Source organism: Burkholderia sp. AU31624 (assembly GCF_020420065.1).
Lineage (GTDB): Bacteria > Pseudomonadota > Gammaproteobacteria > Burkholderiales > Burkholderiaceae > Burkholderia.
The window spans coordinates 1,044,966-1,058,122 of sequence record NZ_JAIZRT010000001.1 but is presented as its reverse complement, the minus strand read 5'-3'; the positions used below and the strand labels follow the sequence as shown (position 1 = coordinate 1,058,122).

The window sequence follows — 13,157 nt, the reverse complement described above, 5'->3', positions numbered from 1 at the left end:
GATCACGTGCAGGATCGTGTCGAGCTCGCCCCGGATAGGCGGCCGGCCGTCTTGATCAGCGCTTCGGCCTGAAGCGCGCAGTGCCGGTTGATGACGAACGGGCCCTGCATCGAATCGATCCCGACGAAATTGCGGACGGTCTGATTCAGGGGCGGGCCGTGTGCGAAGGAGGTCAGCCGAGTGCGCGGCCGTCGAACAGCTGCCGGATCTGCGCGGAATACGCGTGGACGTTGTGCTCGGCGAGCGTGTCGACCTGGTGCAGGCAGCGGCGGGCCGCGGCCGCATAGTCGTCGAGCCGCGCATCGTGCGTCTGCGCGGCGGTCGCGATCGCACGCGCCGCATCGAAGATCTCGAAGTCCGGGTAGTAGTAGCCGACGTCGCGCAGGAACGGCGAGTTGTGCACGAGCGGATAGTTGCCGTACAGCGCGTCGTACAGCAGGTAGTTGAGGCCGTTTTCCCAGTGATGGGACACGACGATGTCGGTGTGATGCGCGGCCCACGCGACGAACGGCGCGCGCACGTCGGCGGTCGCCTTGCCGTCGCGCACCATCTCGAGCCCGAGCGCGAGATGCTTGAAGGCGACGTTTTCCTTCTTGTCGAACGTGTTGGTCATGAACACGTGCTCGACGAGCTCCGGATGCTCGACGTAGCACGCGTTCGCGGCGAGCATCGGCACGATCGAGCTCTTCACGACGTTCAGGTTCGGTTCGAAGAACGCGATGCGCTTCGCGGTGCCGTGGTTGCGATAGCCGAAGCGCGCCTTCAGTTCAGGATCGGCGTCGAGGCTGCGCTCGATGAAATACGGCGACCAGATGTGCGGCAGCTCGATCACCGGCGCGCGATAGACGGCCCGGAAATACGCCGCGCACGTGTGCATGTGCTGCGGGTTGGTCCAGATCTCGTCGAACTGCACGCGGTTCGGGTTCGGCCGCCACGGATTCTTCTCGAAGTTGATCGTCTCGACCGCGATCACGTAGTCGTTGCCGAAGCGGTACGACACGCACTTGCCGCCGCGCCGGCGTACGGCATCCGTGTGGGTCTGATCGATGAACGCATTCATCTCGATCAGCAGGTCGGTCTGGTGGACGACGGCCGACAGCGGCCGCAGCGCGTCGCCGAACGCGTCCATCATCAGCGCTTGCGGATAGTCGGTGATGCCGTCGTCGTGCGCGAGCCAGACCTCGCCGATCAGCGGCGACTGCTTCAGCAGCATGTACAGGAACACGCAGTGCTGGTTCGCGCCGTTGTACCAGATCGACTGCGTCGCGTCGCGCTGCACGTTCATCGTTATCGCGACATTGAGTTTCATCGGATCGGCTCCGTGGGGGCGCGGCGCGCGGGTTATTGCGCGAAATTCTGCGACTGGTGCGGCACGTAGCCGGTCAGGTGCCAGCGGCCGTCATCTTCGAGGCGGAAGCTCAGCTTCTCGTAGACCGTCGCGCCGCTCGTCAGCGTGGTCGTGTAGTCGACGTTCGCGTAAAGCCCGTCGGGCGTCGTCGCCGCATTCGTATAGCGGATGCGCGTGACCTGCGCCCAGCCGCGACGGCTGACCGTGCCGACCGACTGGCGTGCATGCTGCATGTCGGCCGCGAACTGGTCCTGCTTGATGCGCGCCTTCACGAACGGAGCCGCGTCGGTCCATACCGCGCCGTACTGGCCGGCATCGAGCTGCTTGAACACCGCATCCGAGTCGCGGAGCAGCGCGTCGGCCGATTCGCCGGCGGATTGCGCGTGCGCGCCGAGCGCGATCGAACCGACGGCACAGCCGATCAGCCATTTGGCGCGGGTGAGGGACGGGCGTGCGTTCATGTCGGCGTCCGGAAAGGGTGGCGCGTCACGCGTCGCGATAGAGGGTGGCGATCGCGTCCGTGTAGGCGGCGACGTTCTCGGGGTTGTAGATGCTGACGGAACTGAGCACGTGCCTCGACTGCTCGCGGTACGCCTCGAGGTTCGCGTCGTGCTCGGTGAACGCCTTCAGCAGTGCGCGGCTGCCGGCCTGGCAGTCGAAGTCCGGATAGAAATACCCGGCCTTGCCGAGGAACGGCGAGTTGTGGATCAGCGGGTAGTCGCCGTACAGCAGCTCGTAGTACAGGTAGTTCTGCGCGTTTTCCCACGTGTGCGACACCACCGCATCGCCGTAGGCGGCCATGAACTCGTACACCGCATAGCGGCTTTCGAACGTCGTGATCCCGTGATTCACGATGTCGAGGCTCTTCGCGAAGTGGACGAACGTCGCGTGTTCCTTCAGGTGCAGCGTGTTGCACACGCGCACGAACTCGAGGAAATCAGGCTTGGCCCGATACGCTTCCTCGGCCACCAGCATCGGGATGACGCTCGTCTTCACCATGCAGATGTTCGGCTCGAACATCGTCACGCGCCAGCGCGGCTTGCCGGGCGCATAGCCGAACGACAGCCCGGCGCCGAGCGTCGCGCGCGCCTTGTCGAACAGCATCGGGTGCCAGATGTGCGGGACGATCGTGACGGGCGCGCGCAGGCCCGTCTGGTAATAGTGCAGGCACGAGCGCTCGAATTCGGGGATCGTCCATACGGCGTCGTACGGCGCGCCCGAGAACAGGAACCCCGACGGCTTGTTGAACATCGCGCGTTCGATGTCGATCACGTAGTCGTTGCCGACCCGCATCGTGACGACCTTGCCGCCGCGCTCGCGGAACGCGCGCAGGTAGTCCGCGCCGAACTGCGCGCTCATTTCGATCAGGACGTCGCAGCGTTCCAGCGCTTCGTCCATCGACAGCAGCGGCACGTCCCATTCGCCGAGCATCATCTGCGGATCGGCGACCTGTTCGCCGCCGTTCACCATCACGGCTTCCGCGACGAGCGGCGACTGGCGCAGCAGCAGGATCAGCAGCAGGCAGTTCTGGAAGATGCCGTTTTCCCACAGCGACTGGCCGGCGCCGCGCACGAACAGCGACACGCCGACGACGAGACGCTTGCCCTCGCCGGGCGCTTGACGGGCATTGGAGTCCGACATGCGTATGCTCCGGTTCAGGCGACCAGACGCGAGACGAACGCGTCGAGGTTCGCGGGGTTGTCGATCGAGACCGACTGCAGCAGCCGGCCGGCCTTCGCGCGGTAGTCGTCGAGGCGTTCGTCGTGATGCAGCCAGGCCTCGAGCAGTGCTCGGCCGCCTGCGGCGGAATCGAAGTCCGGGTAGTAGTAGCCGGCGTCGCCGATCAGCGTCGAGTTGTGGATCAGCGGGTAGCCACCGTACAGCACGTCGTAATACAGGTAGTTCTGCCCGTTTTCCCAGTGGTGCGACACGACCGCGTCCGCATGGCGCGCCATGAAGCCCGGCAGGTCGAGGCGCGGCTCGAAGGTCGCCTTGTGCTGGCGCACGAGGTCGAGGCTGTTCGCGAAGTGCACGAAGGTCGGATGCTCCTTCATGTGCAGCGAATTCACGACGAACATGTGCTGAACCGCGTCCGGCCGCGCACGGTAGAACTCGTCGCACGCGAGCATCGGGTAATGGCAGGACTTCGCGACCGAGATGTTCGGTTCGAGCATCGCCAGGTGCCACGGGCGCCGGCCCGGCCGATAGCCGAACGTCGCGCCTTCCGCGGCGAGCGCGGCGACGCGGCGATCGAGGAAGTACGGCGACCAGATGTGCGGCATCAGGTGGACCGGCGCGCGCAGGATGGTCTGCAGCATCGGCGCGGCGGTCTTGTCGTATTGCGGCAGCAGCCACACTTCGTCGAACGGCGCGCCGTTGAAGATGTGCCCCGACGGTTTGCCGAAGATCGGGGTTTCGCACAGGCCGGCATACACGTGCCCGCAGAAGAACGCGGCGATTTTCTTGCCGAGCGCCTTCATGTGCCTGAGCCATTCCACCGGCAGCTGCGCGCCCATTTCGATCACGACGTCGAGTTCGTGCGTGACGTCGGCGGGCTTCACGAGCGGGATGTCGAGGCCGTCGAGTTCGAGGCCGGCCGGCAGCGCGTTGGCGTCGCCGCCGTTCAGGAAGTAGACGGGGCCGACGCGATCCGAGCGCTTGAGCATCATCGCGAGGAACGCGATGTTCTGGTGTATGCCGTTTTCCCAGATCGCCTGGCCGTCGCGCGCAAACAGCGAGATGCCGACCGCCGGCCGTTGCTTGCGGGTGCCGCCCGAGGCGGCTTCATTGATGTCCGTCACCGGTTGGTTTCCTCTGCGGCGTCGTGCGTCCGGGCATCGCGTCGAGCGTCTGGCCTGGAAGCGGCGCGCCGTGGATTGTCATGGTTGCATGTGCGCCGGTGCGCCGCGGCGGGCGAATCGGGCGACCGGGTTCGCGAGGGCGGCAGCCGGTTTCCGGCGTGTCGTCGGGCACGCCTGGCACGGCGTGCGATTCGGGCAGGCTGCCCCGGCGACTGTCTGCGGCGATTGTGGCACGGAAACCACCGGTTTTGGCGGGACGTGACGAACTTTGACATAGCCGACGACCAACGGAAACGGGCGCCGGCGAAGCGGCGCCCGGTCGGTCCGGCGGCGGTCGGGTGCGCGCCCGGCGCCGCGCTGGCGACCGGAGCGGGATGCCGCGCGCGGCGGCGGCCCGCTCAGTGCTGCAGGCGGATTTCGACGCGGCGGTTGCTGGCGCGGCCTTCCGGCGTCGCGTTGGACGCGACCGGATCGGCCTTGCCGCGACCCGTGACCGTCAGCGAGTCGGTCTTCAGGCCGTGCGCCTTCAGGTACGCCGCGACGGATTCGGCGCGGCGCTTCGACAGCGCGAGGTTGTAGTCGTCGCTGCCCACCGAATCCGTAAAGCCGGTGACGCTCACCTGCGAGTACGTGTGGTCGGCGCGCTCGCTCAGCAACCGGTCGAGCGATTCGCGCGCGGTCGGGGCGAGCGTTGCGTGGTCGGTCGCGAACAGCGCGTCGCCCGACAGGTTCACCTGTTCGACGACGGCTGCCGCCGGCGCGGCGGCCGGGGCCGAAGCCGCCTCGACCGGCGCCGCGCCGCACTGGAACACGAGCGTCGCGGGATCGGATTTGTCACGCAGCGCGCGGGCCGAGTCGACGGCGCGCACCGGCTCTTCGCCGCAAATCTTGCGGGCGGCCTTCATGCAGGTTTGCGGGCCCGACAGCAGGCCGTGGCAGTCCACCTGGAAGGTCCGCACGCCGTCGCGCGGCTGCAGTTCGGAAGCGCTGAAGGTCGGGCCGGATGCGGTCGAGCACGCGGCGAGGGCCGTTGCGGAAAGTGCGAGCGCAAGAGCGAGTTTGTTCACGGTTACATCCTCAATGCTTGGGTTGACTGAAGCCCGCCACGGGTGGCGCGGCGGGCTCGTCCGGCCGTCGGGGCCGCCGCGGGCCGGACGGCTGGCGAGCCGGGCGGCCGGGCGGCCTGGCGGCTCGACGCGACGCGTTACTTCCACTGGTACAGCATGCCGGCGCCGATCACCTTCTGACCGCCGCTGAAGCCGCCGTTGATCGACGCCTTCAGGTTCTCCGTGATGCGAGCCTGCATGTTGACCGCCATCGCCTTCTGGCCGAGGAAGGTCGACGTACCCACGCCCATCCCGAAGTTGGCATCGCGATCGAGCTGCGGGATCGATGCCATCGCGCCGACGGCCGCGATACCCTGCTTCGCCATCTGGTCGGTCTGCTGCAGTTGCGAACCCAGCGAGTTGATCTGCGCCTGCTGGCCCGACAGTGCCGTCGACAGCGTCGTCTGCACCTGCGTCAGCTGGTTCACGTTCACCGCGTCGGTGCCTTGCGTACCCGGCGCGACGTTCGTGATCTGGCGCTGCTGCGTGTCGTTGCCGACCGACACCACGTTCGAGCGGCCGCCGTCGTTGGAGCCCGCGCCGATCGCCACCGAGTTCGAACCGGCGGTGACGACCGGAAGGTCGTTGCCCTTGCCGTTCAGGTCGGCGGCAACACCGTTGTTGTTGTTGGAACGAATCGTGTTGTTGTTGATCGTCGTCGACAGCGAGTTCAACGTGTTGTTGATGTTGGTCACGCCGGTCGACAGCGAGGCCACGTTGCTGTTCGTCGTGCTCAGGCCGGTGGACAGCGAGCCGATGCCGGTCGAGGTCGACGTCGACAGCGAGTTGACATTGCTGTTCGTCGCGCTCAGGCCCGTCGACAGCGAGTTGATCGCGGTCGAGGTCGACGTGGACAGCGAGGCCACGTTGCTGTTCGTCGCGCTCAGGCCGGTGGACAGCGAGTTGATGCCCGTCGACAGCGACGCGACGTTCGACGCGGTCGACGTCGACAGCGTGTTGATCGCGTTGTTCGTCGCGTTGAGCTGGCTGCCGTTGATCGCGTCCGTGCTGCTGGCCGAGATCCGGCCCGCGGCGACGTTCGTGATCTGGCGTTCCTGGCCCGGTGCGCCGACGCTCACCACGCCGACCGGCGAGCCGCCTGCGAAGGGGTACGTGACGCCGCCGATCGTGGCGCTCGACGTCGGGTTCGCGGCGCTCGTGACCGAGTTCGCGCCGAGTGCGATCGAGTTGGCGACGTTGGCCTGTGCGTTCGTACCGAAGGCGAGTGCGTCGGCGGCGGTTGCCTGCGCTGCCGAGCCGTACGCTTGCGCGCCGGTGGCGCTTGCCGTGGCCTGGTTGCCGAGCGCGATCGTGTTGTCCGCGGTGGCCTGGTTCGAGCTGCCGAGGGCGAGTGCGCTCGCGCCGTTGGCCGTGTTCGCGTTGCCGAGCGCCACTGCGCCGTTGCCGGTCGCCGTGTCGTTCGCGCCCATCGCCACCGCGCCGGTACCCGTTGCGATGCTCGGGTCGCCGATCGCGACCGCGCCGTCACCGGTTGCCGTGTTGCCGGAGCCGATCGACACGGCCTTGCCGCCCGTTGCCGATGCGTTCTGGCCGATGGCGACCGCGCCTGCCGACTGCGCGTTCGAGCCGTCGCCGACCGCGACGCTGCTGGCGCCTGCCGCGCTGGCGTTCACGCCGGCCGCCAGGGCGTTGGTGCCCGTTGCGCCCGTGTTGTCGTAGTTGGCTTGCTGCACGCCGTTGTCGTTGACGCTGTAGTAGTGCGTCTTCGCGGCGTTGATCGCGGTCGAGGTCGACGTGGACAGCGACGTCACCGAGCTGTTCGTGCTGCTCAGGCCGGTGGACAGCGAGCCGATGCCGGTCGAGGTCGACGTGGACAGCGACAGGATCGTGCTGTTCGTGCTGCTCAGGCCGGTGGACAGCGAGTTGATGCCGGTCGAGGTCGACGTGGACAGCGAGGTGATCGAGCTGTTGGCCGACGAGAGGCCGGTCGAGGTCGAGGTCGACAGCGACGTGATCGAGCTGTTAGCCGAGGACAGGCCCGTCGAGGTCGAAGTCGACAGGGAGGTCACCGAACTATTCGTCGAGCTGAGACCCGTGGACAGCGAACCGATCGAGCTGGTGGCCGACGAGAGGCCGGTCGACGTCGACGTCGACAGCGACGTGATGGAGCTGTTAGCCGAGGACAGGCCGGTCGAGGTCGAAGTCGACAGCGAAGTCACCGAACTATTCGTCGTGCTGAGGCCCGTGGACAGCGAACCGATCGAGCTGTTCGCCGACGAGAGGCCGGTCGACGTGGAGGTCGACAGGGACGTGATCGAGCTGTTAGCCGAAGACAGGCCGGTCGAGGTCGAGGTCGACAGCGACGTCACCGAACTATCCGTCGAACTGAGGCCCGTGGACAGCGAACTGATCGAGCTATTGGCCGACGAGAGACCGGTCGACGTGGAAGTCGACAGGGACGTGATGGAGCTGTTAGCCGAGGACAGGCCGGTCGAGGTCGAGGTCGACAGCGAGGTCACCGAACTATTCGTCGAGCTGAGGCCCGTGGACAGTGAACCGATCGAGCTGTTGGCCGACGACAGGCCGGTCGAGGTCGAGGTCGAGAGGGAGGTCACCGAACTATTTGTCGAGCTGAGGCCCGTAGACAGCGAACCGATCGAGCTGTTGGCCGACGACAGGCCGGTCGAGGTCGAGGTCGAGAGGGAGGTCACCGAACTATTCGTCGAGCTCAGGCCCGTGGACAGCGAACCGATCGAGCTGTTAGCCGACGAGAGGCCGGTCGAGGTCGAGGTCGACAGCGACGTCACCGAACTATCCGTCGAGCTGAGGCCCGTGGACAGCGAACCGATCGAGCTGTTAGCCGACGAGAGACCGGTCGAGGTCGAAGTCGACAGCGAGGTTACCGAACTATTCGTCGAGCTCAGGCCCGTGGACAGCGAACCGATCGAGCTGGTGGCCGATGAGAGGCCGGTCGAGGTCGAGGTCGACAGCGACGTGATCGAGCTGTTAGCCGACGAGAGGCCGGTCGAGGTCGACGTCGACAGCGACGTGATCGAGCTGTTGGCCGACGAGAGGCCGGTCGACGTGGAAGTCGACAGCGACGTGATCGAGCTGTTAGCCGACGACAGGCCGGTCGAGGTCGAAGTCGACAGCGACGTGATCGAGCTGTTGGCCGTCGAGAGGCCGGTCGACGTGGAAGTCGACAGCGACGTGATCGAGCTGTTGGCCGACGACAGGCCGGTCGAGGTCGAAGTCGACAGCGACGTCACCGAACTATTCGTCGAGCTGAGGCCGGTGGACAGCGAACCGATCGAGCTGTTGGCCGACGACAGACCAGTCGACGTGGAAGTTGACAGCGAAGTGATCGAGCTGTTTGCCGAAGACAGGCCCGTCGAGGTCGACGTCGAGAGCGAAGTGATCGAGCTGTTGGCCGATGAGAGGCCGGTCGACGTGGAAGACGACAGCGACGTGATCGAACTGTTAGCCGACGACAGACCGGTCGAGGTCGAAGTCGACAGCGAGGTGATCGAGCTGTTTGCCGACGAGAGGCCGGTCGAGGTCGAAGTCGAGAGCGAAGTGATCGAGCTGTTAGCGGAGGACAGACCCGTCGACGTGGAGGTCGACAGCGACGTTACCGAACTATTCGTCGAGCTGAGTCCGGTGGACAGCGAACCGATCGAGCTGTTGGCCGACGACAGACCCGTCGAGGTCGAGGTCGACAGCGAGGTGATCGAGCTGTTGGCCGAGGAGAGGCCGGTCGACGTGGAAGTCGACAGCGACGTGATCGAGCTGTTAGCCGACGACAGACCGGTCGACGTGGAGGTCGAAAGCGAGGTGATCGAACTGTTGGCCGACGAGAGGCCGGTCGAGGTCGAGGTCGAAAGCGAAGTGATCGAGCTATTGGCCGACGACAGACCCGTCGAGGTCGACGTGGACAGCGAGGTGATCGAGCTGTTAGCCGAGGACAGACCCGTCGACGTCGAAGTCGAAAGCGAGGTGACCGAGCTATTGGTCGACGAGAGGCCGGTCGAGAGCGAGCCGATCGAGCTATTGGCCGACGACAGGCCGGTCGACGTGGAAGTCGACAGCGACGTGATCGAGCTGTTTGCCGACGAGAGGCCGGTCGAGGTCGAAGTCGACAACGACGTGATCGAGCTGTTAGCCGACGACAGACCCGTCGACGTGGAGGTCGACAGCGACGTTACCGAACTATTCGTCGAGCTGAGTCCGGTGGACAGCGAACCGATCGAGCTATTGGCCGACGACAGACCCGTCGAGGTCGACGTGGACAGCGAGGTGATCGAGCTGTTGGCCGAGGAGAGTCCGGTCGAGGTCGAGGTGGACAGCGACGTGATCGAACTATTGGCCGACGAGAGGCCGGTCGAGGTCGAAGTCGACAGCGACGTGATCGAGCTGTTAGCCGAGGATAGACCGGTCGAAGTCGAGGTGGACAACGAGGTGATCGAGCTGTTCGCCGACGACAAGCCGGTCGACGTCGAAGTCGACAGCGACGTCACCGAACTATTCGTCGAGCTGAGGCCGGTGGACAGCGAACCGATCGAGCTGTTGGCCGACGAGAGCCCCGTCGAGGTCGACGTGGACAGCGAACCGATCGAGCTGTTAGCCGACGACAGCCCCGTCGACGTGGAAGTCGACAGCGACGAGACCGAACTGTTGGTCGAACTCAGGCCAGTCGACAGTGACGAGATCGCGCTGCTGGACGACGACACTGTCGTCGACAGCGAATTCACGGCCACATTGGTTGCAAAGAGCTGCGAGCCGTTGATTGCGTCGGTACTGGTCTGGGAGATCTCGCCGGCCGCAACGTTCGTGACCTGGCGCTGGTTGGTCGAGCTGCCAACACTGACCACGCTCGTCGGATTACCGCCCGCGAACGTGCTGGTTACGCCGCCGACGGTACCGGTAGGCGTCGGGTTGGCTGCGGCCGTAGTGGAGCCGCTGCCCAGCGCGACGCTGCCGACGTTGCTCGCGACGGCATTCGGACCGATCGCGACCGCGTTGCTTGCGCTCGCGTTCGCAGCATTGCCGACGGCGACGCCGCTTGCGCCGGCTGCGTTGGCAGCATTGCCGACGGCGACACTGCTGGCGCCCGCGGCAGTGGCGGCTACACCGGCGGCGAGCGAGTTGATGCCCGTTGCGCCCTTGTTGTCGTAGTTGGCTTGCTGCACACCGCCGTCGTTGACGCTGTAGTAGTGCGTCTTCGCGGCTTCGATCGCAGTCGAGGTCGAGGTGGACAGCGAGGTAATCGAGCTGGTGGCCGACGACAGACCGGTCGACGTGGACGTGGACAGCGAGTTGATGCCCGTCGACGTGGACGTGGACAGCGAAGTAATCGAGCTATTGGCCGACGACAGACCCGTCGAGGTCGAAGTCGACAGCGAGGTCACCGAACTATTCGTCGAGCTGAGGCCCGTGGACAGCGAACCGATGGAGCTATTTGCCGACGACAGACCAGTCGATGTGGAAGTCGACAGCGACGTCACCGAACTATTCGTCGAGCTGAGGCCCGTGGACAGCGAACCGATGGAGCTGTTTGCCGACGACAGACCGGTCGACGTGGAGGTCGACAGCGACGTCACCGAACTATTCGTCGAGCTGAGGCCCGTGGACAGCGAACCGATAGAGCTGTTGGCTGACGACAGGCCGGTCGACGTGGAAGTCGACAGCGAAGTCACGGAGCTGTTGGCCGAGCTGATGCCGGTGGACAGCGAGTTGATGCCGGTCGAAGTCGACGTGGACAACGACGTGATCGAGCTGTTGGCCGACGACAGGCCGGTCGACGTGGAGGTCGACAGCGACGTCACGGAGCTGTTGACCGAGCTGATGCCGGTGGACAGCGAGTTGATGCCGGTCGAAGTCGACGTGGACAACGACGTGATCGAGCTGTTGGCCGACGACAGGCCGGTCGACGTGGAGGTCGACAGCGACGTCACGGAGCTGTTGACCGAGCTGATGCCGGTGGACAGCGAGTTGATGCCGGTCGAAGTCGACGTGGACAACGACGTGATCGAGCTGTTGGCCGACGACAGGCCGGTCGAGGCGGAAGTCGACAGCGAAGCGATACCGGTGGAAAGGCTGGTGTTGCTCGTGCTGAGCTGCGCAACCGTTACGGCGTCGGTCAGGGCGGAGCCGTCCGCGACGTTCGTGATGCGCCGGTTGGTCGCAGCTGTGCCGCCGCCCACCGAAACTTCGGAGGTCGGCGCTGCCTGGTTCGTAATGTAGCCGGTGGTGGTCGGTGCTGCCGAGCCCGTCACGCTGCCCTTGCCGATCGCGACCGCGTCGGTGTACTGCGCGGTCGATTGGTAGCCGATCGCCACCGAGTGACTGCCAGTCGCCGAGGCGAGCGTGCTCAGCGCAACACTCCGGTCGCCTGATGCGTTCGCGCCGGCGCCGATTGCCAGCGCCTGCTGATTTGAAGCGTTCGCGGTATCACCGAGCGCCACGGAGGATTGACCCGTCGCTTTGGTGTTGTTCCCGACGGCGACAGCTTGCTGCCCAGCGAGGCCATTTGTACCAATTGCGACTGACGCAACTGCCGTGCCGCTCGCGCCTCTGCCGATTGCCGTCGAATCCTGGGCGGCGCTTGCGGAGACGCCGATCGCCGTCGCGCCCAGCGCGGTTGCGCTGGAGCTGTCGCCGAGGGCGACAGTTCCCTGCCCGATTGCAGTGGAATTGTTGCCAAGGCTGACCGCACCCTGACCGATTGCACTGTTGGTATTGCCGATGGCCACGGCCCCGTTCGCGGCGGTGGTGCCGCCCGCGCTGCCGGCTGCCGTATTGTTGGCACCCATCGTCACGGCACCCGTGCCGTTCGAAATGTTCGGATCGCCGATTGCGACTGCACCGTTGCCGTTTGCCGTTTGGCCGCGGCCGATCGCCACGGCTCCGCCGGCAGTCGTACCGCTGTTCGCCGTCGTTCCCGACGAACCGATTGCCACGTTCTGGCCCGTTGCGCCGGAGGTGACACCGTCGCCTTGAGCGATGCCGTACGCGCCATTGACGGTCGCGCCACGGCCGACTGCGATCCCTGACGTGGCACTCGATGCGACGGACGACTGCCCGCCGATGGCGATGCCATCCGACGCTGCCGACTGTGCGCCCTTCGTCGCATTGCTGCCGATTGCAATCGAACCCGCTCCCGATGCGAGGGTCGAGTTTGCCTGTGACAGCGGCGTCGAGCCATTGCCGCCCGCGCCGCCGATCGCGACCGAGTTCAGTGCGCTCGCCGTCGAGCCGAAGCCGAGGGCTGTCGCGCCGGTGCCGCTCGCGGTGGTTTCGAGGCCGGCGGCGACGCCCCACAGGCCCGCCGACGACTGCATGCCGGTGGCGACCGCGCCGTTGCCGTTCGCCTGTGCGAATGAGCCATATACCGTGACACCGGTCCAGCCGTTGCCGTTGGCGTTACAGCCGGCCACGACCGAATACGTGCCGGAACCGTCGCTGGCCTGGTTTTGAGTGCCGCCCGGATTGACGCGGCCGACTGCGCCGTTGCTACCAGTCAGACACGAGCTACTTGTGGTGATTGTGTTTGCCTGGGCCAGCCCGGGAAGGCCGATCGCCAGTACAGCTGCTGCGATGACGGCAACAGCCGACTTGTTCGGCTTGCCCCGTGCCGAGTCGTGTTCCGATGCGGCGACCCACGCGCCGAGGGCTTCGTTCCAGATCGAGCGGTATGTGCGGTTCATGTCCTGCTACCTCCAAATATGCACGCCACACACCGGTCTCTTTTGTTAGAGGATTGCTCCGTGCGCTCGCGCGAATCTCAAAATTGATGGGCGGAGTTTATTGGAGGAGGATTTTTCAGATTGATAAAAAGTGATAAATAGAGTGTTTTGAAAGTTAAAGGATGGTTAATAGATCGTTTTTGATGCATTGACTCTGAATGTATTTGTAAGATGTAAGAATGTTTAGTGAAGGGCT

Annotated in this window: 6 protein-coding genes; all 6 read right to left on the bottom strand. The window is 65.5% G+C overall.

Going from position 1 to position 13,157, the window contains the following annotated elements; translation table 11 throughout:
• Positions 1-172 precede the first annotated feature (172 nt).
• Positions 173-1,309, bottom strand: coding sequence for a DUF2827 family protein (locus tag LGM89_RS04845; RefSeq protein WP_089496237.1), 1,137 nt, complete (start codon positions 1,307-1,309; stop codon positions 173-175).
• Positions 1,310-1,341: 32 nt separating this feature from the next.
• Positions 1,342-1,809 carry a DUF4019 domain-containing protein gene (locus LGM89_RS04840; RefSeq protein WP_226272420.1) on the bottom strand — a complete coding sequence of 156 codons (468 nt, stop codon included), beginning with the start codon at positions 1,807-1,809 and terminating at the stop codon, positions 1,342-1,344.
• 25 nt (positions 1,810-1,834) lie between these two features.
• Positions 1,835-2,989 carry a DUF2827 domain-containing protein gene (locus LGM89_RS04835; protein ID WP_226272419.1) on the bottom strand — a complete coding sequence of 385 codons (1,155 nt, stop codon included), beginning with the start codon at positions 2,987-2,989 and terminating at the stop codon, positions 1,835-1,837.
• A gap of 14 nt (positions 2,990-3,003) precedes the next feature.
• The gene (locus LGM89_RS04830) at positions 3,004-4,149 is read right to left on the bottom strand and encodes a DUF2827 domain-containing protein (RefSeq protein ID WP_089496240.1); all 1,146 of its coding nucleotides are present in this window, start codon (positions 4,147-4,149) and stop codon (positions 3,004-3,006) included.
• Positions 4,150-4,547: 398 nt separating this feature from the next.
• Positions 4,548-5,216, bottom strand: coding sequence for an OmpA family protein (locus LGM89_RS04825; protein ID WP_226202139.1), 669 nt, complete (start codon positions 5,214-5,216; stop codon positions 4,548-4,550).
• Positions 5,217-5,353: 137 nt separating this feature from the next.
• Positions 5,354-12,922, bottom strand: coding sequence for a YadA-like family protein (locus LGM89_RS04820; protein ID WP_226272477.1), 7,569 nt, complete (start codon positions 12,920-12,922; stop codon positions 5,354-5,356).
• Between the last annotated feature and the right edge of the window lie 235 nt (positions 12,923-13,157).